This window comes from Bradyrhizobium sp. 149, assembly GCF_023073915.1.
Classification (GTDB): domain Bacteria; phylum Pseudomonadota; class Alphaproteobacteria; order Rhizobiales; family Xanthobacteraceae; genus Bradyrhizobium.
Genome location: NZ_JADPKK010000023.1, coordinates 391394 through 414950, shown reverse-complemented (window position 1 = coordinate 414950; position 23557 = coordinate 391394). Strand labels below are relative to the sequence as shown.

At 65.1% G+C, this 23557-nt stretch carries 21 protein-coding genes; 8 read left to right on the top strand and 13 right to left on the bottom strand.

Annotated features, from left to right (window positions below; translation table 11 throughout):
• Window positions 1-91 precede the first annotated feature (91 nt).
• The 3 genes from IVA88_RS29750 (at window position 92) to msrA (ending at window position 2767) form a co-directional block, all read left to right on the top strand.
• The gene (locus IVA88_RS29750; protein WP_247500757.1) at window positions 92-1405 is read left to right on the top strand and encodes an epoxide hydrolase family protein; all 1314 of its coding nucleotides are present in this window, start codon (window positions 92-94) and stop codon (window positions 1403-1405) included.
• A gap of 248 nt (window positions 1406-1653) precedes the next feature.
• A complete protein-coding gene (locus IVA88_RS29745; RefSeq protein WP_247500756.1) occupies window positions 1654-2076 on the top strand; it encodes an OsmC family protein in 423 nt (140 codons plus the stop codon).
• A 175-nt stretch (window positions 2077-2251) separates the two neighbouring features.
• A complete protein-coding gene (msrA, locus tag IVA88_RS29740; RefSeq protein WP_247500755.1) occupies window positions 2252-2767 on the top strand; it encodes a peptide-methionine (S)-S-oxide reductase MsrA in 516 nt (171 codons plus the stop codon).
• A gap of 14 nt (window positions 2768-2781) precedes the next feature.
• Here msrA and IVA88_RS29735 read toward each other — a convergent pair whose 3' ends face one another.
• Window positions 2782-5622 carry a winged helix-turn-helix domain-containing protein gene (locus IVA88_RS29735; RefSeq protein ID WP_247500754.1) on the bottom strand — a complete coding sequence of 947 codons (2841 nt, stop codon included), beginning with the start codon at window positions 5620-5622 and terminating at the stop codon, window positions 2782-2784.
• Window positions 5623-5918: 296 nt separating this feature from the next.
• Between IVA88_RS29735 and IVA88_RS29730 the strand changes: the two genes are divergently transcribed.
• Window positions 5919-6908: a tripartite tricarboxylate transporter substrate binding protein gene (locus IVA88_RS29730; protein WP_247500753.1), complete on the top strand. Its 990-nt coding sequence runs from the start codon at window positions 5919-5921 to the stop codon at window positions 6906-6908.
• 6 nt (window positions 6909-6914) lie between these two features.
• Here IVA88_RS29730 and IVA88_RS29725 read toward each other — a convergent pair whose 3' ends face one another.
• The 7 genes from IVA88_RS29725 to IVA88_RS29695 all read right to left on the bottom strand — a co-directional run bounded on the left by IVA88_RS29725 (window position 6915) and on the right by IVA88_RS29695 (window position 14251).
• Window positions 6915-8054, bottom strand: a complete 1140-nt coding sequence (locus IVA88_RS29725; RefSeq protein ID WP_247500752.1) for an MFS transporter — start codon at window positions 8052-8054, stop codon at window positions 6915-6917.
• Between the two features lie 209 nt (window positions 8055-8263).
• Window positions 8264-9496, bottom strand: a complete 1233-nt coding sequence (locus IVA88_RS29720; protein WP_247500751.1) for a Zn-dependent hydrolase — start codon at window positions 9494-9496, stop codon at window positions 8264-8266.
• Window positions 9489-10274 (bottom strand): ABC transporter ATP-binding protein, encoded by a 786-nt coding sequence (locus IVA88_RS29715; protein WP_247500750.1) that lies wholly within the window; start codon window positions 10272-10274, stop codon window positions 9489-9491. Before IVA88_RS29715 ends, IVA88_RS29720 begins: the two co-directional genes overlap by 8 nt.
• A complete protein-coding gene (locus IVA88_RS29710; protein ID WP_007601313.1) occupies window positions 10271-11044 on the bottom strand; it encodes an ABC transporter permease in 774 nt (257 codons plus the stop codon). Before IVA88_RS29710 ends, IVA88_RS29715 begins: the two co-directional genes overlap by 4 nt.
• A 72-nt stretch (window positions 11045-11116) precedes the next feature.
• Window positions 11117-12061, bottom strand: a complete 945-nt coding sequence (locus tag IVA88_RS29705) for an ABC transporter substrate-binding protein (protein ID WP_247500749.1) — start codon at window positions 12059-12061, stop codon at window positions 11117-11119.
• 106 nt (window positions 12062-12167) lie between these two features.
• The gene (gene hutC, locus IVA88_RS29700) at window positions 12168-12896 is read right to left on the bottom strand and encodes a histidine utilization repressor (protein ID WP_247500748.1); all 729 of its coding nucleotides are present in this window, start codon (window positions 12894-12896) and stop codon (window positions 12168-12170) included.
• The gene (locus IVA88_RS29695; RefSeq protein WP_247500747.1) at window positions 12893-14251 is read right to left on the bottom strand and encodes a formimidoylglutamate deiminase; all 1359 of its coding nucleotides are present in this window, start codon (window positions 14249-14251) and stop codon (window positions 12893-12895) included. Before IVA88_RS29695 ends, hutC begins: the two co-directional genes overlap by 4 nt.
• 84 nt (window positions 14252-14335) lie before the next feature.
• Here IVA88_RS29695 and hutI point away from each other — a divergent pair, with 84 nt between their 5' ends.
• Genes hutI through hutU form a run of 3 tightly spaced genes read left to right on the top strand, consistent with a single transcriptional unit; the run spans window position 14336 to window position 18787 of the window.
• Window positions 14336-15550 carry an imidazolonepropionase gene (gene hutI / locus IVA88_RS29690; RefSeq protein ID WP_247500746.1) on the top strand — a complete coding sequence of 405 codons (1215 nt, stop codon included), beginning with the start codon at window positions 14336-14338 and terminating at the stop codon, window positions 15548-15550.
• A complete protein-coding gene (hutH, locus tag IVA88_RS29685; RefSeq protein ID WP_247500745.1) occupies window positions 15547-17106 on the top strand; it encodes a histidine ammonia-lyase in 1560 nt (519 codons plus the stop codon). Before hutI ends, hutH begins: the two co-directional genes overlap by 4 nt.
• A 13-nt stretch (window positions 17107-17119) precedes the next feature.
• Window positions 17120-18787, top strand: coding sequence for a urocanate hydratase (hutU, locus tag IVA88_RS29680; RefSeq protein WP_247500744.1), 1668 nt, complete (start codon window positions 17120-17122; stop codon window positions 18785-18787).
• Window positions 18788-18794: 7 nt separating this feature from the next.
• On the opposite strand, the gene IVA88_RS29675 is transcribed toward hutU, so the two are convergent.
• Together IVA88_RS29675 and blaBJP are read right to left on the bottom strand one after the other, a co-directional pair.
• Complete coding sequence (locus IVA88_RS29675; protein ID WP_247500743.1) at window positions 18795-18968, bottom strand: hypothetical protein; 174 nt, start codon at window positions 18966-18968, stop codon at window positions 18795-18797.
• Window positions 18969-19012: 44 nt separating this feature from the next.
• Window positions 19013-19897 carry a BJP family subclass B3 metallo-beta-lactamase gene (gene blaBJP, locus IVA88_RS29670; protein WP_247500742.1) on the bottom strand — a complete coding sequence of 295 codons (885 nt, stop codon included), beginning with the start codon at window positions 19895-19897 and terminating at the stop codon, window positions 19013-19015.
• Between the two features lie 265 nt (window positions 19898-20162).
• Here blaBJP and IVA88_RS29665 point away from each other — a divergent pair, with 265 nt between their 5' ends.
• Window positions 20163-21479, top strand: coding sequence for an alpha/beta hydrolase-fold protein (locus IVA88_RS29665; RefSeq protein ID WP_247500741.1), 1317 nt, complete (start codon window positions 20163-20165; stop codon window positions 21477-21479).
• An 11-nt stretch (window positions 21480-21490) separates the two neighbouring features.
• On the opposite strand, the gene IVA88_RS29660 is transcribed toward IVA88_RS29665, so the two are convergent.
• The 3 genes from IVA88_RS29660 to IVA88_RS29650 form a co-directional block, all read right to left on the bottom strand.
• A complete protein-coding gene (locus IVA88_RS29660) occupies window positions 21491-21763 on the bottom strand; it encodes a TonB-dependent receptor plug domain-containing protein (RefSeq protein ID WP_247500740.1) in 273 nt (90 codons plus the stop codon).
• Window positions 21764-21831: 68 nt separating this feature from the next.
• Window positions 21832-22827, bottom strand: coding sequence for a hypothetical protein (locus tag IVA88_RS29655; RefSeq protein ID WP_247500739.1), 996 nt, complete (start codon window positions 22825-22827; stop codon window positions 21832-21834).
• Window positions 22828-23142: 315 nt separating this feature from the next.
• The gene (locus IVA88_RS29650) at window positions 23143-23439 is read right to left on the bottom strand and encodes a hypothetical protein (protein ID WP_247500738.1); all 297 of its coding nucleotides are present in this window, start codon (window positions 23437-23439) and stop codon (window positions 23143-23145) included.
• Between the last annotated feature and the right edge of the window lie 118 nt (window positions 23440-23557).

Genomic DNA, 23557 nt, shown 5'->3' with positions numbered 1-23557 from the left:
CCAGGGCCTGCGCCAATCTCTCTGCATGACGAACCGACGCGTTGATTTCGAATTCGGTCAGCGTCACCGACCAAAGACAGGGAGATCGAACATGACTACGCACGCACGTACCGACATTCTCAATCCAGACCGCCGTCAACTGTTGAGCCAGGCCGCCATGACCGCGATCGCCGCAAGCGTGTCGAGCCTGCTGCCGCTGCATTCCGCGAAGGCTGCCGTGAGTGGAGCGGTTCGCCCGTTCCACGTCAGCGTGCCCGAGGAGGATCTGCTTGATCTCCGCCGCCGCCTCGGGGCGACGCGCTGGCCGGATCGTGAGATCGTTGCCGATCAATCACAGGGCGTGCAGCTGAGAACGGTGCAGCAGCTCGTGCGCTATTGGCAGAACGACTACGACTGGCGCAAGATGGAGGCGCGGCTGAATGCCTTGCCGCAATTCGTCACCGAGATCGACGGCGTCGACATCCATTTCATTCACGTCCGCTCTCGCCACGAAAACGCACTGCCGATGATCGTCACGCATGGCTGGCCGGGCTCGATCATCGAGCAGATGAAGATCCTCGGCCCGCTCACCGACCCCGCCGCACATGGCGCGAAGGCGACGGACGCCTTCGATCTCGTGATCCCCTCGCTGCCTGGCCACGGTTTCTCCGGCAAGCCGACGGAGCTGGGCTGGGACCCCCGGCGCGTCGCGCGCGCCTGGATCGTGCTGATGAAACGTCTAGGCTATAACCGCTACGTCGCGCAAGGCGGCGATTGGGGCAATGCCGTGACGGAGCAGATGGCGGTGGTCGCGCCGCCGGAGTTGCTCGGCATCCATACCAACATGCCCGCGACCGTTCCTGACGACATCGCCAAAGCGCTCCAGCCCGGCGGATCGCGGCCGTCGAACCTCTCGGCCGACGAGCGGCTTGCTTACGATCAGCTCGACGACTTCTACAAGCACGGTCTCGGCTACGCGATCGAGATGTCGAACCGGCCGCAGACGCTCTACGGTCTCGTCGACTCGCCGGCGGGCCTCGCGTCCTGGATGCTCGACCATGATGCGCGCAGCGCAGCGATGATTGCTCGGGTGTTCGACGGCAAGACGGAAGGGCTGTCGCGGGACGACGTGATCGACAACATCACGCTTTACTGGCTCACCAACACGGCGGTCTCGTCGGCGCGGCTGTACTGGGAGAACAAGCTGGTGTTCTTCGAGCCCAAGCACATCGAGATCCCGGTCGCCGTCAGCGTCTTCCCGGACGAGATCTACGCCGCGCCGCGCAGCTGGACCGAGAAGGCGTATTCGAACCTGATGCACTACAACCGTCTCGACAGGGGCGGCCACTTCGCGGCCTGGGAGCAGCCCGCACTGTTCTCTGCGGAAATGCGCACCGCCTTCAGGCCGTTGCGTCAATCGATCTGACACCTGCAGGGGCGCGCCTCCGCGCGTCCTTGTCTTTCTCCGCAGACCAGGAATCCAATCATGAGCCGCCCCGAACGCAATTTCACGACCGAAGACATTGAAGTCGCGCGGCTTCCACGTCGGACAGATCGGTGGCTGACGGAACTGTCGCGGCGCTCGACCTGTTGAAATGGCGACAGGCGGTCGCGCCAATGTCGCTTTCATCCGGTACCGAGCGCCAGTGCGAAAAATGTACAAGGAGAATTGAGATGATCCGCAAGGCAACAGCAGTCTGGAAGGGCACCGGTCGCGATGGCACTGGTCAGCTATCGAGCGAATCCGGCGTGCTCGCCCAGACGCCCTATTCGTTCAACACCCGGTTTGAGAATGAGAAGGGCACCAATCCCGAGGAGTTGATCGCGGCGGCCCATGCCGGCTGCTTCACCATGGCGCTTGCCTTCGGCCTGCAGCTCGCCGGCTTCACGCCGGACGAGCTGTCGACGGAAGCAGCGGTCAGCCTCGAACCTGAAGGCAAGGGATTCAAAATCAGCAAATCGGCACTCACTTTGCGGGCGAAAGTGCCAAACCTGGACGACGCAGGTTTCGCCCGCATCGCCGGCGAGGCCGAGAAGAACTGTCCGGTGTCGAAAGTGCTCAACGCCGAGATCACACTCGACGCCAAGCTAACGTAGTGGCGAGCACTCCATCTGTGTCCATCTGGTTCTGGTTGGGGAAGCCGAGACTGTCGAATCTTTGGCCTCCACACGAGGAATTGGATGGACAAATGCCCGGCTTTCGGCGGAGCTGCCAAAAGCGTAGTATACGACAGATGCAGACCGCACAGACGGACCAATTGGGAGCGGAGACATGACGACAGAACGCGCAATTTTGGCTGGAGGCTGCTTCTGGGGCATGCAGGATCTCATCCGCAGGCAACTGGGCGTGGTCTCCACGCGGGTCGGCTACACCGGCGGTGCGGTGAAGAATGCCACCTACCGCAATCATGAAGGCCACGCCGAAGCGATCGAGATCGTCTTCGATCCCGCCAAGACCAGCTTCCGGACCATGCTGGAGTTCTTCTTCCAGATCCATGATCCGACCACGCTCAACCGCCAAGGCAATGATTTGGGCACGAGCTACCGCTCCGCGATCTTCTACACGAGCGACGAACAGAGGCGGATCGCCGAGGACACAATGGCAGACGTTGAGGCGTCCGGCTTGTGGCCCGGCAAGGTGGTGACCGAGGTTGCGCCGGCCGGCGAGTTCTGGGAGGCCGAGCCGGAGCATCAGGATTATCTCGAACGCTATCCGGATGGCTACACCTGCCACTTCATTCGGCCCGAATGGAAGCTGCCGCGGCGCAGGGCTGCAGCGGCAGGCTAGGCCAGTCAGCGCGGTCAGGCCCGCAGTTGGGCGATCAGGTCGCGGGCAATGCGGAGATCGGCGATGTCCGCGCCTTCGGAAAACGCCCCGCAGACATCGTCGAGAGTCGTCCGAGCTTCCGCACTTCGGCCGGCCCCGATCATGAACCGCGCGAGGCTGACTGCGCTTCGCAGCTCCCAGAAACGCGCGCCTTGCCGGACGGCAAGGTCCATGGCCTCGCAAAAGCGCGCCGCGGCATCATCTGAATGCCGCGCGCTCCTGAGCATCAACTCTCCCTTGATGCGGGTCAGCTCGGGTAAATACCAGAGCTCCTGCCGGTCGTTGCAGCGGGTCAGGACATCCTCGATCACGTCGAGTCCCCGGTCGACCTGGTCGGCCTCCCCGGAACACGCGGCGAGCTCGCCGAGCAGGGGCAGAAAGCGCGGCAGGAAGCGCGCATCGCCGGCGCGGTTGAGTTCTTCGCGAAGCAACGGCAGGCCGGTCGCGACGTCGCCGCGTTTCACCATGACTGCGGCATTGAAGGCCCGCGCCCACAGGCCCCACAGCCGGATCGCGTGGCGCTCGGTGTGTTCGAGCAGCTCCGTGCCGTGACGCTCGGCGGCCTCGAAATCGCCGGCCCAGAAAGCGATCGGACAGGCGGCCTGTCCGAGGACGCTGCAGAAGGTCAGCGCGTGGCCGTTGGCGCGGCCTTCCTCGATGTTTCTGGCGGTGAGGGCCTGAGCCTGCTCGGCCAGGCCCTGAAGCCACAGGATGCGGGCGCGGAAATATTGCGTCGATATCCTGAGATCAAGCGGGAAGATTTTCGGCTTCTCCGCCAACACATGCAGCGATGCATTGACCCGGTCGATGCGCAGCCGAGCCTCGTTCTGGTCCCCGAGATAGTGCAGCGCGACAGCCATCAGCCGGTCGCCCAGCATGACATCGGTCTTGTCGGGCGAGTTCGCCGCTGCGTTCGCAAAACGATCGGCGAGCGTACGGGCCTTGCCGAACTGTCCGTTGTTGAACTGGTCGATGCACAAGCCCCAGAGCGCGCGCAGCCGGAAATCCTTGTCGTCGAGCCTGTCAGCCAGCTCGAGAGTCGTCTCGAGGATCGGCCGCGCCTCGCGCGCGCGGCCCTCGCCATACATCAGCGACCAGCCGAGCGCCGACAGGAGCTGCATACGGATGCGGTCGTCCTCGGCGGTGTCACCGAGCGCTGCGAGCGCCGTTCTGCTGCGCTCACGGCATTCCGCGAACAGCGAAAGACGCACCCACAGCGTGACCGCAGCCGCCGTCAGCGCGATACCGAGGGTCGCCTCGCCGTCGGGTCCGAAGGCCCAGTCCAACGCCGCGCGCACATTGTCCAGCTCGGCGCCATAGATGCTCAGCCATTCGGGCAGCGGCGTCGAATTGTCGGCCTCCGCGCGCGCGAAGAAATCGCGAAAATGCTCGGCATGACGCCGCGCGAAATGCCTGGTTTCGCCGAGCTCGTTGAGTTTTCCGTGCGCATAGGTGCGCGTGGTGTCGAGCAGCCGATAGCGCAGGGTCCGCGAGCCGAACGGCGAGATCAGCGACTTGGTCACCAGGCTGTCGATCGCTTCGAGGGTCTCGGATGCGTTGAGGCCCTCACCCGATGCAACAGCCGCCGCCGCTTCCGGCGCGAAAGGCCCGGCAAAGACCGACAGGCGTCGCAGCGTGGCGCTCTCCGCAGCGGGCAGAAGATCGTAACTCCAGTCGAGGGCCGCGGCGAGTGTCTGGTGCCGCGGCACGGCGGTACGCCGGCCCCGCCATTGCAGCGAAAAGCGGCTGTCGAGCAGGGATGCCGTGCCGGCAATGCCGTAAGCATTGACGCGGCCCGCCGCGAGCTCGATCGCCAGCGCGATGCCGTCGAGGCGCCGGCAGATGTTCGCGACGAGGGGCGCCTCTTCTGCGCTGAGCTGGAACGGGCCCGAGCTCTGCGCAATACGCTCCACGAAGAGTTGGGCTGCGGGGTAGGCAAGGACCTCGGCGACAGCAAGCCCTTCGCGCTCGGGCGGACAATCCAGCGGGAACAACCGGAAAATCCGCTCGCCTTCGCTCCGGAACGACTCGCGGCTGGTTGCTAGCACACGAAGCTGCGGCGCCTCGCGAACGATGCGTTCGACCAGCGGCGCCAGATTGTCGAGCACATGTTCGCAACTGTCGAAGATCAGCAGGGCCGGGCCGGCCTTCAGAAATGTCAGCAAGGCCGGCGTCGGATCCTCGGCGCTGATGGTCAGTCCGAGCGCCGATGCGATAGTGGTCGCGATGTGACTGGCATTCCTCAGCGGACCGAAGTCGACAAAGAAGACATTTCCGCCGAAATCCTGAGAACGGCGATGCCCGACGGTGACGGCGACCGCGGTCTTGCCGATGCCGCCCGGGCCGACGACGGTCATGAAGCGGTAGAGCGAAAGTCCGTTCGCGATTTTCTCGATGACATCTTCCCGGCCGACCATCTTGGTAAGCTGAGCGGGCAGAGAGCGGGGAGGTGCGATTTCGGCCGGGGGCGGGGCGGCCGGCGGGGCTGGTTGAGCGAACGAGGCGACAAAGCAATAGCCACGGCCGGGCACGTTGACGACATAACGGGCCGACTTGCCGGTGTCGCCGAGCGCCTTGCGCAGCGCCGCGACATGAAAGCGCAGGCTGCCCTCGTCGACATTGACGTCGGCCCAGATGCGCTTGACCAGCTCTCTCTTGTCGACGACTTCACCGGGGCGGCCGGCCAGGAAGATGAGTATGTCGAGCGCGCGGCCGCCGACATGAAGCGGCGAGCCCTCCTTCTCCAAGAGCCGGGACTTCGGAAACAATCGAAATGGCCCAAAGGAGATGGCCGAGTCTTCGTTACGATCTGGCACGCGCCATCGCCCCCGCGAAGGGAGTCAAAAGGTAATACTTTCTGCTCTACCAGAACGAGGCGTACAGTAAACTGGCCGAAAGCAGTGGGCAGGGCTGGCAGCCCTGCGCGGACGGCTTGGGTCGGCTGGCTCGCGAAATAATGCTTGAAAAGTAACGAGTTAGGCCGACGTGACAATGCGATGACGCCGAGGTTCGTCCGGATGGAGCATTGACTATGGCGGCGGATTGCTGCGATGGCATGGTCCGGGATCCGGTCCCCGCCACCACATTGCCTGCCCACTTCCGGAATTCCAGCATGTCTTGCTTCACGCGGCGACAATTCGTCCATGCGTTGTCGGGCGCAGCGGCGCTCGCCGCGCTTGCCCGCAGCGGACAAGCCGCCGACTATCCCTCCCGTCCCATTCGTCTCGTGCATCCGTACGGGGCCGGCGGAGCGGGGGACCAGATCGGGCGTCCCTGGGTCGACAAGATGTCGTCGCTGCTCGGGCCGACCTTCGTCGACTATATCGGCGGTGCCGGCGGCGCGATCGGGACTGCCGCGGTCGCGCGCGAGGAGCCCGACGGCTATTCGCTGCTGCTCGGCAACGGCAGCACGCAGGTTATCATTCCCCTGACCTCGGCAAATCCCGGCTATTCCGTTGACGATTTCCGCGCCATCTACCGCCTGATCAGTAGTGCGCTGGTCTTCGCCGTCCATCCGTCGCTGCCTGCCGCAAACCTGCGCGAGTTGATCGCCTACGCAAAGGCCAATCCGGGAAAGCTGTCCTACGGGACGCCCGGCGTCGCCACCGGAAACCATCTGGTTGGCGAATCCTTCAAGCAGCAGGCGGGTGCATTGGACATCCTCCATGTGCCTTACCGGGGGATGTCGCAGGCGGCCAACGACCTCGTCAGTGGCCAGATCTCGCTGATCATTGGCGTGATGTCCGTCCAATTGAAGGAGCTGAGCGAGGCCGGGAAGGTCAGGTTGCTGGCGGTCACGACCGAAAGGCGGCTGAGCGGCGCACCGGAGATTCCGACCGCCGTCGAATCCGGCATGCCGGATCTTCGTTATGAGGGATGGTTCGGCATCTTTGCACCCAAGCACACCGACGATGCCATTATCGACCGGATCGCGCAGGCGACGCGGCTAGCCATGTCCGATCCGGCGCTTCTGGCGAGCTACCGCGCCCAAGGCCTGGAGCCGGACAGCGATTCGAGCCCGGACAAATTCCAGCGCATTGTCGAGGCCACGTCCGCAAGCCTGGCACCCGTTATCAAATCGATCGGGCTGAGCAATTTGTGAGCTTGCTCAGGCGTCGGCCCGCGTCACAATGCGTGCCGATAGTGTGACGAGGCCCATCAATGCGGCCAGAAGCCAGAACGCCATCGGCAATCCGCCAAAATGTGCCACGAAGCCCACACCGGCGGGGCCGACGAGAACGCCGGCGTAGCCCGCGGTCGTGATCGCCGCGACGGCAAGCCCCGTGGGCATTACTTTCTGCCTCGCCGCCCGGCGGAACAGCACCGGCACGAGATTCGATGCGCCGAGGCCGATGAGCAGGAAACCGGCCACGGCGACCGCCACGACGGGAGCCGTGAGCAGGACCACGAAGCCCGCGATTGCAATGAGGCTGCCCCAGACCAACGTCGTGCGGTCTCCGATGCGCGCGACGACGGCGTCGCCGCCGAGCCGCCCTATCGTCATCGCGACCGAGAAAACGATGTAGCCGATCCCGCCTTGCGCCTCTGAGACGAGGCCCGCGCCGATGACGAGCAGCGCGCCCCAATCGAGCATCGCGCCCTCGACGAGGAAGGTGATGGCGCCGAGCAATGCGAGCAGGAGCACGGAGCCATGCGGCAGCACGAACAGCGGTCCTTCCTGCACCTGCGCTGAACGAAGCAGGCGCGGCCAGGCCGCCAGCATAGCGATCAGCATCAGGGCAGAGCAGATCAGCGTGCACGCGAGCGCACCGAATTGCAGCGAGAGCAGCGCGGTCATCAGCGCGGACCCGGCGAAGCCGCCGATGCTGAACAGCGCGTGGAAGCCGGACATCAGCGGGCGTCCCGCGGAGCGCTCCACCTCCACAGCGTGGATGTTCATGGCGACGTCGATTGAGCCTAGCGCGGCGCCAAATGCGAAGAGTGCCAGCGCCAGCGTCGCGGGCGAACTCGTAATTGCCAGCAGAGGCAGGACGAAAACAAGGCCGAGCCCGCCCGCAATGATGATCGGTTTGCTGCCATGGCGCGCGCTTAGCACGCCGGTCAGAAGCATCGCGACGACCGAGCCGATGCCGAGGCTGAGCAGGAGTAGTCCGAGGATGCCGTCATCGACGCCAAGCCGCATTTTCGCGAACGGCACCAGCGGTGCCCAGCACGCAATGCCGAAGCCCGCGACGAGAAAGGCAAGCCTGGTCGCAAGGCGCGTTGCCGGCCGGTCGGCAGAATGCATGGGAACTCCGGGGGAGCAAGCAGGGCAGGGGCGATCGACAAGCCCCACGATTGCCGCGTCTTTATGTCCGCGGCGGGCTCGAATTGTCGCAGGCAATCTTCGATAGCTGCAAGCGGACGCGCGGGCGCTTTGGTGTGTTGTCGAGCAGCTGAAGCGTTCCGTCATGCGCGGTCAAGATCGCGCGCGCGATCGAGAGGCGGCACATCTTTCTAGCCGCCGAGTATCCGCCGGCAAGCGTCGACGAACACGCGCGCACCCGTGATGATGTCGGCGTCGGCGGTGTTTTCGGTCCAGTGATGGCTGATGCCGCCGATCGACGGTACGAACAACATGCCCGCGGGCATGACAGTCGCAAGCATCTGCGCGTCGTGGCCGGCGCCGCTGGGCATGCGGACGGACCGTCCGTCGGCGAGGGCCTTGCTCGCGGCTTCGATCGCGTCCTGGATGCCCGCGTTCATCATGGCCGGCGCGCCGGTGCGCAGTTGTTCCACGGTGACGGTGCAGGGGCCGTTCGCGCTGAACTCATCCGCCATGCTCCGCAGCAGCTGCTCCAGCCGCGCGATGACGGAGGGATCGTCGTCGCGGATCTGGAAAAGCATTTCGGCGCCTCCGGGGATGATGCTCGGCGCGCCAGGATCGAGCGTGATGCGGCCGGTGGTCCAGACCGTGCGCGGGCCGCAGCTAGCAGGGAAACGCTCGTCGATCGCCACGCAGAACTTTGCCAGCGCCAGTCCCGCATCCTTCCGTGCCGCCATGCGCGTGGTGCCGGCGTGATTCTGCGCCCCGACGAAATTGATCTGGTATTGCCAGATGCCGACGATGGAGGTGACGACGCCGATCGCAAGGCGGCCGCTTTCGAGCGTGTCGCCCTGCTCGATATGCGCTTCCAGATATCCGACGTGCCGGCCGGGCTCGGCGGTGATGCGCGGTCGTCCCGCGAGCCCCATGTCGGCGAGCGCGTCCCGCATGGTGCGGCCGCTGCTGCGGTCGCGCGCAGCATCGATGTCAGCCTCGGTCACCTGCCCGACATAGGAGCGCGAACCGAGGAAGTGCCCGAAGTGTCCTTCCTCGTCGCACCAGGCGACAACTTCGACCGCGCCGTTGAGCGAGGGATCGGCATTGAGCACGCGGGCCGCTTCGAGCGCGTAGACGACACCGAGCGGGCCGTCGAGCCAGCCGGCGTAGTTCTGGCTTTCCAGGTGCGATCCCGCCAGCAGCTTGGGTCCCGGCTTTGCGCTGGTGCCGAAGACATTGCCGATGCCGTCGATCGCGGCGGAGAGGCCCGCCTCGGGCAGCTTCTGCACCAGCCAATCCAGCGAAAGCTTGTGCGGCTCGGAAAAGGTCGGCTTGTGCGCGCCGGTCTTGTAAGCGCCGATGGCGCGGAGCGCATTGAGATCGGCGAGAACCCGCTCGCCATTTGTGTGCGAAAAGGCATCAGGCATGTTCGGCAACCTTCAATGCCTCGGTGCGGATTTCCTCGACCAGCCGTTCCTTCAACTGGACGAATTCGGGCGTGGTCTTGATCTTGTAGGAGCGCGGATGCGGCAGGTCCACATTGATCTCGGCCTTGATGCGGCCGGGACGCGCGCTCATGACGATGACGCGGCTGCCGAGGAAGATCGCTTCCTCGATGTCGTGGGTCACGAACAGCACGGTCTTCTGGTCACGCTCCCAGATCCCGAGCAGCATTTCCTGCATCAAGGCGCGGGTCTGGTTGTCGAGCGCGCCGAAGGGCTCGTCGAGCAGCAGGATCTTTGGATCGTTGGCGAGCGCGCGGGCGATCGCGGTACGCTGCTGCATGCCGCCAGAGAGCTGTTTTGGCCAATGGTTCTCGAAACCGGAGAGACCGACCTGACGGATGAAGGCGTCGGCGATCTTGCTCCGCTCGTCCTGTGGCACGCCGCGCTCGCGCAGGCCAAAGGCGATGTTCTCGCGCACGGTCAGCCAGGGAAACAGCGTGTAGGACTGGAACACCATGCCGCGGTCGGCGCCCGGGCCAGTCACCTCGCGTCCGTCGAGCACCACGCGTCCGCCGGTCGGGCGATCGAGGCCGGCGACGATGCGAAGCAGGGTGGACTTGCCGCAGCCGGAAGGGCCGAGGATAGTGACGAAGTCGTTGTTGCCGATCACAAGATCGGTCGGCTCCAGCGCCGTGGTCAGTGCGTTGCCGTGGCGCGCGGGAAAGGTTCGCGAGACCTGTTCGATCTTGAGGGTCGTCATGCGAGCCTCCAGGGAAACAGCCACGCGTTGAACGCCTTGAACAGGAAGTCCGAGACGAGGCCGATCAGTCCGATCACGATGATGCCGAAGATGATCTGGCCGGTGTTGAGCAGCGCCTGGCTGTCGGTGATCATGTGGCCGATGCCGGAGGACGAGCCGATCAGCTCGGCGACGATGACATAGGTCCAGGCCCAGCCCAGCACCAGCCGCAGGATTTCGGCGATCTCCGGCGCGGAGGAGGGCAACAGCACGCGGCGGATGATACCGCGGTCGCTGGCCCCGAGCGTATACGCTGCCTCGACCAGATCGCGCCGCGTCGTGCCGACGGTGACGGCGATCATCAGGATGATCTGGAACACCGAGCCGATGAAGATGACGAGCAGCTTCTGTAGTTCGCCAATGCCGGCCCACAGGATCAAGAGCGGGATGAAGGCGGAGGCTGGCAGATAGCGTGCAAAGGAAACGAAGGGTTCGAGGAACGCCTCGACCGGCTTGTACGCGCCCATCAGCACGCCGAATGGTACCGCGATGATTGCGGCCAGCACAAAACCACCGACGACGCGCCAGATCGTCATGCCGATGTCGAACAGGAAGCCCTGTTTGATGATCAAATCGACGCCTTCCTGCACCATGGTCAGCGGATTGGCGAGGAACACTTTCGACACGTGGCCGCCGAAGGTCGCCCAGGACCAGAGGGCAACGAACACCACGAAGAACGCAAGCCCGTAAGCCACGCGCTGCCTTGACGTCACAGGATCGAGGGGACGCATCAAACTGTTATCCGGGCGGTGAACAAATTTACCGGCCCCGCCGCGAGACGGGGCCGGCGGCTCCTGGGAGGTTTACTTGATGTAGCTGGCGTCGAAGAGATCCTCGACCTTCGGCGCGGCCTTGATGATGCCGATCTCCAGCAGGAGGTCGGCGGCCTCCTTGTTGAAGGTCAGGAAATCGCCGGCGAAGAATTTCTGGTTCGCGGCCTTGTCCTGCCAGCGCAGATACTTTGCCGAGTTGCCGAACGCCTCGCCGCTCTGCTTCACGTCGGCGCCCATGATCTCGTAGGCCTTGGCCTGGTCCTTGGCGATCATGTCGAGGGCTTCGAAATAGCTGTCGGCGAGCGCCTTGGCGGCCTTCGGGTTCTCGGTGAGGAATTTCGGCGTGCAGCCGAACGTGTCCATGACCATCGGATAGTCGAGCGTGGTCGCGATGATCTTGCCCTTGTCGGGCGCGGCACGAACCGTCGACAGATATGGCTCGTAGGTCATCGCGGCATCGTTCTGGCCGGAGACGAAGGCCTGCGCGGCAGCGGCCGGCTCGAGGTTCACGACGGTGACGTCCTTCACCGACAAGCCGTTCTTCTTGAGCATCCAGGCCAGCGCGAAATAGGGCGAGGTGCCGGGCGCGGAAGCAGCAACCGTCTTGCCCTTCAGATCCTTGATCGCGGCGAGCTCGTTGCGCACGGCCATGCCATCGGCGCCGTAGCTCTTGTCGAGCTGGAAGATCTGCTTGGTCGCGACGCCGTTGGCGTTCCAGGAGATCCAGGTTTCGACGGTCGTTGCGGCGCACTGGACGTCGCCGGAGGCGATCGCGAGATGGCGATCCTTCTGCGGAATCTTCTTGATGGTGACGTCGAGGCCGTTCTTTTTGAAGATGCCGGCTTCCTTGGCCAGCGTCAGCGGCGCGAAGCCGGTCCATCCGGAGATGCCGACGCCGACCTTGATGTCGTCGGCGAGCACCGGCGTGGAAGCTGCGAGGGCAATGATTGTCGCGAACACTTTCGAATTACGCATGATTGTCGTCCTCTTGCCGATCGATGGATTGACGTTCTGTTGATCTTGGTCGGTCCTCATAGGCCGTTGCCCGAAGCGTTGCACGATTTGTGCCGACATCGTCCTCTCAGCCTCCCTTGAATCGCGCGACAAGGCGGTGAGAGTCACCGGGATAGAGCAGGCGCACCGCGGTGATCGTGCGCGCGCTGCGCCAAGTGTAACGGTCGATCACGAGGCAGGGCGCGCCGACGGCGATGTCGAGCGCTTCCGCCGTGCGATCGTCTGCAACGATCGCGCTGATCGTGTGCTCGGCCTCTGTCCATGGAACATGGTGAAGCAGCCACGATCCGGGCGGCTCGCGCGAAAAATCCGCGGTCGCCGCATCCGGCACCGACGCCAGATCGATCAGCCTGTCCTCGACAGCGAACGGCACGTTGTCAGCGCTGTGGCGGCAGGTGATCGCGACCACCTTGCCGGCCTTCTTGACGCCGAGGCGGTCACGGTCGGCAGCGGTCGCGGCGCGGACCTTGCGGCCGATCAGCTCGTAGCCGTAAGCGCGCCCGAGCGCGGTGATCTCGGCGCGCATGTCCGCGATCTTGAGCACGGCAGACTGGTGTTGTGGCCGGCGGACGAAGGAGCCGGCACGTCGCCGCCGCTCGATCAGGTCGGCTTGCGCGAGCTCCGACAGTGCCTTGTTCACGGTCATGCGCGAGCAGCCGTAACGTGCGACCAGTTCGTGCTCGAACGGGATGCGATGCCCAGGCGGCCACTCGCCGGTCAGAATGCGCTTCTCGATATCCGCACGGATTCGCTTGTACAGCGTCGGCTGGTCGGTCGTATCAGTGGCGAGGCTCATGCAACGAGCCTCCGCACCGATGCGTTGAAGCGTTCGCGCGCGCCCCGGCGCAGTCTGTGCCGGCCGCCTTCGACGACCTTGTCGCCGCCGGCCCAGACGCAATCGATCGCACCGCTGCCCGCCGCAAAGATCCAGCCGTCGATGGCGGCGTCGCGCGCGCGGCCCGCCAGCGAGGGATGCGTGATGTCGAGCGTGACGATGTCGGCGCGCGCACCGGGCGTGAGACCGAAGGACATCTGTGCCAGTGCCCGCGCCCCACCGGCAAGCGCATGATCGAACAGGGCGCGTCCGGTCGAGCGGCCTGCGCCGGCGGAGAGCACGTTGCGCTCGCGGTGCTTGAGCCGCTGGCCGTATTCGAGCTGGCGCAGCTCGTCGGCGACGCCGACCAGCACATTGGAATCCGTGCCGACGCCAAAGGCACCGCCGGCAGCGACGAATTCGCGAGCCGGGAAAATGCCATCACCGAGGCTCGCCTCGGTGATGGGGCAGAGGCCCGCAACCGCGCCGGTCTTGGCGAATGCAGTGACTTCTTCATCCGTCGTGTGGGTGGCGTGGATGAGGCACCAGCGCTGATCGACCGGCGCGTGCTCCAGCAGCCATTGCACCGGACGCTGTCCGGACCAGCCCAGGCAATCCTCGACCTCCTTCACCTGCTCGGCCGCGTGAATGTGCACCGGTCCGCCCTCAGCAAGCGGAATGATCGCTGCAAGCTCGTCCGGCGCCGCAGCGCGCAAACTGTGCGGCGCGATGCCGATGTTGGCATCCGGCAATGTCGCGATCGCCTTGCGCGAGGCGCTCATCAGCGCGGCGAACTGATCGATCGTGCAGATGAAGCGACGCTGGCCGGCATGCGGGGCCGTGCCACCGAAGGAGCCGTGCGCGTAAAAACTCGGTAGCAGCGTCAGCGCAATGCCCGAGGCCTCGGCGGCCTGCGCGATGCGAGCGGCCATTTCGCCGATGTCGGCGTAGGGCGAGCCGTCGCGATCATGATGCAGATAATGGAACTCGCCGACGCGGGTAAAACCCTGCTCCAGCATCTCGACATAAAGCAGTGTCGCGACGGCTGCGACGTCGTCAGGCGTCATAGCGAGCGCGAAGCGGTACATCGTCTCGCGCCAGGTCCAGAAGGTGTCGGTGCTATCGCCGCGCAGTTCTGCGAGACCCGCCATGCCGCGCTGGAAGGCGTGGCTGTGCAGGGTCGCAAGTCCCGGAATCGCGATGTCGTGGCGTTCGTCGCCGGGGGCTGGGACTACGCCCGGCGTCACCTCGGCGATCGCGCCGGCGGTGATCACCACCTGCACGTCATTGGCCCAGCCCGAGGGCAGGAGCGCGGAGGCGAAATGCAGTCGTGTCATGTTTCCATGCCGGCTGGACAGAACCGCCCCACGATTATATGTCTAGACATATAAGTCAAGCATCCCAAACCAAGGGACAGTTGCATGGCAGAGCGCTTCGACCGGATCTGGCATAACGCCCGGCTCGCCACGATGCGGGCCGACCGTCCCGATCTCGGCGAGATCGAGCACGGCGTGATTGCCGCGCGCGGCGGCCGTATCGTCTATGCAGGTGCGCAGACCGATTTTCCGGCGGATGCCGATGCCGCCGACCGGATCGATTGCGCAGGGCGCTGGATCACGCCCGGCCTCGTCGACTGCCACACCCATCTGGTCTATGGCGGCAACCGCGCCTACGAGTTCGAGCTGCGCTTGAAAGGCGCGAGCTACGAGGAGATCGCGCGCGCCGGCGGCGGCATCGTCTCCACGGTTGCCGCGACGCGCAAGGCGAGCGAGACCGAACTCGTTGGAAGCGCGCTGCCGCGGCTCGATGCGCTGATTGGCGAGGGTGTGACCACGATCGAGATCAAGTCCGGCTACGGCTTGGACACCGAGACCGAGATGCGGCAGTTGGCGGCCGTGCGAAGTCTGGGCCGTCAGCGGCCGGTTGCGATCCGCACCTCCTTCCTCGGCGCGCATGCGCTGCCGCCGGAGGCGGAGGGCGACAAAGATCGCTACATCGATCTCGTCTGCAACGAAATGTTGCCGGCTGTCGCGAAGGCCGGCCTCGCCGATGCCGTCGATGCCTTCATGGAGGGTATCGCATTTTCCGGTGAGGATACGGTGCGTGTGTTCGAGACGGCGAGGCGGCTTGGACTGCCGGTCAAGCTGCATGCCGACCAGCTCTCGAATCTCGGCGGTGCCGCGCTCGCCGCAAAATTCTCGGCGCTCTCGGCCGATCATCTCGAGCACACCGACGAAGCCGGTGCCGCCGCGATGGCAAAGGCTAAAACGGTGGCCGTGCTGCTGCCCGGCGCCTTCTACTTCATCCGCGAGACGCAAAAACCGCCGGTCGAGGCGTTCCGCAAGCACGGCGTGTCCATGGCGCTCGCGACCGACTGCAATCCGGGCAGTTCGCCGCTGACGTCGCTCCTGCTCGCCATGAACATGGGTGCGACGCTATTCCGGATGAATGTGGCCGAATGCCTTGCCGGTGTTACCCGCGAAGGCGCGCGAGCGCTCGGCGTGCTCCATGATACCGGCACGTTGGAGGCCGGCAAATGGTGCGACCTTGCGATATGGGACATCGAGCGTCCCGCCGAACTGGTCTACCGCATCGGCTTCAATCCGCTGCAGCGCCGGGTGTGGAGGGGACAATGACGGAGCAGCGCGCCCCGATCGTTGTCAAGCCGGGAACGGTCAGCCTCGATGATCTCGCGCGCGTGCTTGCGGGGCAATCCGTGGTGCTCGATCCCGCGTTCTGGCCGCGCGTCGACGCGGCCGCGGAGATCGTTGCAAGGGCCGCCCGAGCCGACGCTCCCGTCTACGGGATCAACACCGGCTTCGGGAAGCTGGCATCGAAGCGCATTCCGCCCGATCAAACCGCGCTGCTCCAGCGCAATCTCATCGTCTCGCATTGCTGCGGCGTCGGCCTGGCGACGCCCGAGCCGATCGTCCGCCTGATGATGGCGCTGAAGATCATCTCGCTCGGGCGCGGTGCCTCCGGCGTGCGCCGCGAGGTGATCGAGCAGCTGCAGGCCATGCTGGCGCGGCGCGTCTATCCGCTGGTGCCGCAGCAAGGTTCGGTCGGCGCTTCCGGCGATCTCGCGCCGCTCGCGCACATGACCGCTGTGATGATCGGCGAAGGACAGGCGATCGTCGATGGCAAGACCGTATCGGGCAGCGAGGCGCTCGCCGCCGCCGGAATCGTGCCGCTGACATTGGGCCCCAAGGAAGGGCTCGCGCTGATCAACGGCACGCAGTTCTCGACTGCCTATGCCGTCTCTGGCGTGCTGCGTGCATTTCGCCTGACCCGCGCCGCGCTCGTCACCGGCGCGCTGTCGGTCGATGCGGCGATGGCCTCGACCGCGCCGTTCCGCCCCGAGATCCAGGCGCTGCGCGGCCATTCCGGACAGATCGCGGCGGCGGCCACCTTGATGGCGCTGCTCGACGGCAGCGACATTCGCCTGTCGCATCTCGAAGGCGACGAGCGCGTGCAGGATCCCTATTGCCTGCGCTGCCAGCCGCAGGTCGCCGGCGCAGCGCTCGACCTCATCGTGCAGGCCGCGCGCACGCTGATCGTCGAGGCCAATGCCGTCACCGACAATCCGCTCGTGCTGGTCGAGACCGGCGAGATCGTCTCCGGCGGCAATTTCCACGCCGAACCGGTGGCCTTTGCCGCCGATGCCATCGCGCTCGCGCTGTCGGAAATCGGTGCGATCAGCGAGCGGCGCATCGCGACGCTGGTCGATCCTGCGCTCAATTTTGGCCTGCCGCCGTTCCTGACCCCCGATCCCGGTATCAATTCCGGCTTCATGATCGCCGAGGTGACGGCGGCCGCGCTCTATGCCGAGAACAAGCAGCGCGCGGCCGCCTGCTCGATCGATTCGACGCCGACCAGCGCCAACCAGGAGGATCACGTCTCGATGGCCGCGCATGCTGCGCGACGCCTGTCCGACATGGCCGACAACCTCACCGCCATCCTCGGCATCGAGCTGCTGGTCGCCGCCCAAGGCATCACGTTGCGCGCGCCGCATGCGACGAGCGTGCCGCTCGCTGCCGTCATCGCCGCACTGCGCGAGCAGGTGCCAGCGCTCGGCGCCGACCGCTACATGGCCGGCGATCTCGCCAAGGCTGCAGCGCTGGTCGAAGCCGATGCGCTGCCGGCTGCGGCACTCGCCGCGCTCTCAACTGACCCGTTTCCGACACTTGCCTGACGAGGTGTTCCGCATGAACCGCCGATTGGACAATGACCGCACCATCCGCGCGCCCCGCGGCAGCGAAATCAGCGCCAAGAGCTGGTTGACGGAAGCGCCCTTGCGCATGCTCATGAACAATCTCGATCCGGACGTTGCGGAACGTCCGAGCGAGCTCGTCGTCTATGGCGGCATCGGCCGCGCCGCGCGCGACTGGGAGAGCTTTGACCGGATCGTCGCGGCCTTGCGCAAGCTCGAAGGGGACGAGACGCTGCTGGTCCAGTCCGGTAAGCCGGTCGGCGTGTTCCGCACCCATGCGGACGCCCCGCGCGTGCTGATCGCGAATTCCAACCTCGTGCCGCATTGGGCCACGCTCGACCATTTCAACGAGCTCGATCGCAAGGGCCTGATGATGTACGGCCAGATGACGGCGGGGTCCTGGATCTATATCGGCAGCCAGGGCATCGTGCAGGGGACCTACGAAACCTTCGTCGAGGTCGGGCGTCGCCATTATGGCGGCAGCCTTGCCGGCAAATGGATTCTGACCGCCGGTCTCGGCGGCATGGGCGGCGCGCAACCGCTGGCAGCGACCATGGCGGGTGCCTCGATGCTCGCGGTCGAATGCCAGCCGAGCCGCATCGAGATGCGTCTGCGTACCGGTTATCTCGATCGCCAGGCCGCAACGCTCGACGAGGCGCTCGCGATCATGGCGGAGGCGGCGAAGACGAAGAAGGCCGTTTCGGTCGGCCTGCTCGGCAATGCTGCGGAGATTTTTCCCGAGCTGGTGCGTCGTGGCGTCAGGCCCGACATCGTCACCGACCAGACCAGCGCCCACGATCCGATCAACGGCTATTTGCCGAAGGGATGGACGCTCGCTGAGTGGGAGACCAAGCGCGCCGCCGATCCCAAGTCCGTGGAGCGCGCCTCGAAAACCTCGATGGTCGAGCACGTCCAGGCCATGCTGGTTTTTCATGCGCAAGGCATCCCGACGCTCGACTACGGCAACAACATCCGCCAGATGGCGCAGGACATGGGCCTGAAGAACGCGTTCGATTTTCCCGGCTTCGTCCCGGCCTATATCCGTCCCTTGTTCTGCCGCGGGGTCGGGCCGTTCCGCTGGGCAGCGCTGTCGGGCGATCCCGAGGACATCTTCAAGACCGACGCCAAGGTCAAGGAGCTGATGCCTGACGACAAGCACCTGCACAATTGGCTCGACATGGCCAAGGAGCGCATCAAGTTCCAGGGCCTGCCCGCGCGGATCTGCTGGGTCGGCCTCGGCGATCGCGATCGCCTGGGCCTTGCCTTCAATGAGATGGTGGCGCGCGGCGAATTGAAGGCACCCATCGTGATCGGCCGCGATCATCTCGACAGTGGCTCGGTGGCGAGCCCCAACCGCGAAACCGAGGCGATGAAGGACGGGTCGGACGCAGTGTCCGACTGGCCCCTGCTCAATGCGCTGCTCAATTGCGCCAGCGGCGCGACCTGGGTGTCGCTGCACCATGGCGGCGGCGTCGGCATCGGCTATTCCCAGCATGCCGGCATGGTGATCGTCGCCGACGGCACGCCGGAAGCGGCGAAGCGGATCGCGCGCGTGCTCTGGAACGATCCTGCCAGTGGCGTCATGCGCCACGCCGACGCGGGCTACGACACCGCGATCGAATGCGCCCGCGACAAGGGGCTCGATCTGCCGAGTCTCGGCTAGGTCTGACTCAGACCACGACCCTAGTTCCGTCGAGGCGCTGGCGTTCTTTTGCGAGATAATCGTCGATCGCGTCGCCGTGCATGGGCAGCCCATCGTCTTCAATGCCGCGATCGACTGTTGTGCGCGCACGAATCGGCTCAGCGTACAGTCGCATCATCAATGGTGCGAGTCGCGCGCGCACACCTCTCCTCGTCGAGGACAGGTGTGCGGATGCTCCGATGACCGCTACTTCTTCTCGATCGCGGCGGTCTGCTTGGCGAGCTGTTTGTCGAACTCCTCGGACAGGCCGGTGGCATAGGTTGCGAGTTCGCCCGGTTTGACGAACGGGTTCGGCGCTCCGTCCTTCATCGCCGCGCGCTTGGCCTGCATGCTATAGACTTCGGGATGCGGCCCGAGCAGCACGTCGATCTTCATCGCCTTCACCTTGGCGTAGGTCGCGCGGTAGTCGTCGACGATGCCGGCATGGGTCGGCTGGCCGACCAGCCTGTTCAAGGCCACAGTGCCGCTGCAGAAGAACAGCACCTCGCGGTCCTGATTGCCGTCCTTGACGGTCATCTCCCAGCTCGTGCAGCCAGGCGAATGGCCGGGTGTGGCGTGAGCCGTCAACGTGGTGTCGCCGAGCGTCACCTTGTCGCCTTCCTTCACGGCACGATCGACCTTCACCGCCGGGAAGGCAAGATCCTCGTTCTTCTCGTCGCCGGGATAATAGCCGCCTTCGAGCAGCGGCCTGTCGCGTTCGCCGGCCACGAGCTGCGCGCCGGTCTCCTTCTTGATCTCGGCGAAGCCGCCGGTGTGGTCGAAATGCGCGTGCGTGTTGAGGATGATCTTGATGTCAGAGACCTTGAGACCGAGCTTCGCAATATTGTCCTTGATCATGCCGGTCGACCGCGGCAGCGCTGTATCCATCAGGATCAGGCCCTGCGAGGTCTTGATAACGTAGACGGCGATACCATCGGTTCCGACATAGTAGATGTTGCCGATCAGCTGGAATGGCTCGAACGGCGTGGTCCATTTCTTGGTGACTGCGGCAACGAAATCCTTGACGGTCTGCGCCTGCGCGCCGGTTGCGAGGAACGCCAGCGCGCAGAGCGCGGCCGTGAGCTTTTTCATCGTTGGTCTCCCTTATTGTTCTTGTCGTTTTGATCGCGTGCCGCCTTCGCGGCACGGCCGGCCGGCAAGCTACGTCGTGAGAGGTGCGGCAGCAACGGCCACGTGTCCCGAAATTTCGTGGCATGCGCGGAATAACCGTCCCTGTCCGTTTGAGCATGGCGGCCATTGCTGGAACGCGGCCGGCTGGGGTTTGACCGCGCGCAGGCGGCTCGTCATACTTTGCGCCAAGGCGAGCCAGAAAGACTCGCCAGGACCGGGAGCTCAAATGACCAACTCATTCTCCGTTCTTGCGGGGACGCTGATTTCCCTCGTCTCGTTCACTTCCGTCGCGGTCTCGCAGCCGGCCTGCGTCGCACAGAACATGGCTGTGCCGCCTGGGGCCAACACCGCCGACAAGGCGGGCCCGTTCTTCATCGATACGGCGGGTCTCGACTTCAAGACGACGCCCCCGACGCGCGACCCCTCCAATCCCAATTACCCGCGTGCAACCGAGCTGCCCGATGGAACGCTGCCGCCACCGGGTGCCGAGGGCAATTTCATCATCGGTCCCACCCACAATCCTGCGCCGGAGACGATCGCGAAGGAGGGCGTGCCCCACGGGACGACCAAATCCTTCACGCTGTCCTCGAAGGAGAGCACCATCTACAATCCTGGTCTGATCCGCGACGACGCCGCCGGCTGTACCAATTCCTCGATCATGACGACCGTCATGGCGCCCGACGACAAGTCGCACATGATCGTCACCACCAGCCACCCGGGTATCTGGTCGCGTACCATCGACGTCTACGTGCCGGCGCAATATGTGCGCGGCACCGAGGCGCCGTTCATCGTGGTCGGCGACGGCGGCTCCAACGCGTACAAGGATCTCGCCGTCACGCTCGACAATCTGATCGCGCAGCGCCGCGTGCCGCCAATGATCGCAATCCAGATCGGCAATGGCGGACAGGACGCACAAGGCAGCCAGCGGGGCCGGGAATATGACGCGGTGTCAGGCACCTACGCGCAGTTCGTCGAGCGTGAGGTGCTGCCGCTGGTCGAAAAGAACGCCGACGTCAGGCTGACCAAAAATCCCGATGGGCGTGCGACCATGGGGCTAAGTTCGAGCGGCGTGGCAGCCTTCACCATGGCGTGGTTCTATCCCGAGCTCTATCACCGCGTGCTGGCCTTCTCGCCGACCATGGTCAACCAGCAATGGCCGCATGACCCGTCGTTGCGCGGCGGCGCCTGGGAATATCACAGCGCATGGACGGGGCCGGCCACACCCAACCTCATCTCGAAGGCCGGCGTGCTCACGCCGGCTGAGCCGCCCGGCGTGCCGCTGATCGTCGCTGCGCCGACCAAGCCGATCCGTTTCTGGTTCTTCGGCGGCGACCAGGACCTGTTCTATCCGAACCCCACCATTCCCGACGGCATGCACGACTGGACCCTCTCCAATGCGCTAACGGCCAAGGTGCTGGCGGAGAAGGGCTACCACTATCAGTTTCTGTTCGTGCGCAACGCCAAGCACGTCGACCGTCCGACGATCGCGCAGACGCTGCCGTCAGCACTGGAGTGGGTCTGGAAGGGCTATCCGATCCCCTGAGCGCAAGTGGCCTAGCGCCCGATCGTCACGCCGGCGGTCGAGCGCATTGCGTCCTTGAGGCTCGTTGCGTTCTTGTCGTCGAGAACCTGACGCGTCAGCACGGTGGTCTGGCCGGGCGCATCGAGGATCGTCTCGCCGCGCGAAGACGAGAGCCGATCGGCCTTGTAGGGTGCAGCCTGATCTATGGCGAGCGCATGGCGCGGCCGCTTGCCGGCTTCTGCAAACGACGTGTGCGAGACGCAGAGGGCGGCGATCACGACCAGTCGCAATGATCTTGCGGGCATGTGATCTCCTGTGTTCAGGACATCAGCCTAGCACATCGCGCCCATCATGGCCCCAAGACAAAGAGGGATCAGGCGAGCGCGGCCTGGCGTTCCCGCACGGGTTCGCGGACCCGCTCGAGTTTTCCAGCGCCGGCGAGCGAGGTGAAGCTGCGATGGTTCGCCTGCACGGGCGCCTCGACGATGACGCCTTCGCAGACGATCTGTCCGCCGAGTATCCTGAATTCCAGCTTGTCGTAGCGCGGCATCGTCTCGCCGGGCGCGGGCGGCAGCAGGCTGGCGCTGCCCTGGATGTTCAGCGCGGCGTCGCCGGCGCCGTGAAGTCGCGGATTCCACATCCTGATCCCGGTCTCCGCCCAGCGCTGCCGGATCAGCGCGGCGCGGTCGAGGGGTTCTGCGGCTCTCGGGCGAGCTTTCGGTGCACTGAGGACCTCCAGAGCCGGAGACACGAGAGCCGGAGCAGGCTCGATAATCGTGACGGCGCTGGGCGTGTCGGCGGAGATTTCCGCGGCACTGGCGGAGAGATCGACGACAGAGGAATGAGCCCCGTTGACGACGAGAGCGGGCGCATCAACCGGAGCGAGTTCAATACGGACAGACGAGACCTCCGCGACAACGGGCTCGGCGTCGGCCGCGAGTTCGGACGATGGATCGCTGTTGGTGACGAGTTCGGGGACGTCGACCGGCTTGCGGTCGACGTCGATGGTCGCGACTGAAGCTTCCTCCACGACGACTGGCTCGACTTCCGTCAGCGTCGCCCAGAATGAATCGTCGCTGACGCTGACCTCGGCTGGCGCTTCCGACCGGCTCTCCGCGATGACGGGACTGGCGGTGTCGTCTTCGGCGGCTGAAGCGGCGACCGCGGGATCGCAGTGCGACGCATCCGCGCTGATGCGGGTGTCGAGCGCCGGAGCGGCTTCTGCAATTTCGGCAATGCGGGCGAGCGAAGCGTCTGCCGTATCAGGTGCGACATCAATGCTGCCGCCCTGCGGCGAGGGCCGAAGCCGGGTGAACGCCCAATTCACCGCGGGGATGCGGCGCAGCAACGATATCAGTCTCGAAAGCACTGGGAGTTGTCCAAGAGGTACTCGGCTTGAGGCCATCGCTGATTCGCCAGCAATGTAAAAATCCCCGGCTGTCACACTGATGTCAATGTGGATGGGACCAATTGCAGAACATCTAGCCCTGCGTGACGCGCGCGTCGCGTTCGCGTACGTCGTCGGCAATGACAAGTTTTGGCTGCACGAAGATGATTGGGTGAAAGAGCCGAGCCGCGGCCAATCCGCGCCGTCACGAGGTACCGTCCCGACGCTGACGACGCTCAGCCCGCCCTATCTGGAGAGGGACTGACCGCCCTCTCCAGATTTTCGATCGATACCGGCCTACTTTCCGGCGCCGGAGCCGGAGCCCGCGCCCGCGCCCGCGCCGCCGCCGGCTTGGCTGCCCATGTTGTTCGTGTTGCTGCCACCGGCGCTCGGAGCCTGCTTGCCCTTGCTGTCGGCGGCCTCGTTCTGCATGTTCGACGACGTGCCGGTCGTCATACCCTTGGTCGCGGGGCCTCGCGAGGAAGGACCGACGTCGCCTTGTCCGGATGCGCCTGGGGCGGGTTGTGTCTGCGCGAAGGCGCCGCCGGTCGCCAGCGCCATGATGCACGCGGATGCCAAAATGATCTTCTTCATCTGGTTTCCTCCTGGGTTGACTCGGCAACAACTTGCGCGCGGAGCGGACGTTCCTCACAGGGGAGCGCCGCAGGGATGATGACCAAGCGCGTTGCGGCGAATGTCGAGGTTCCCTGCA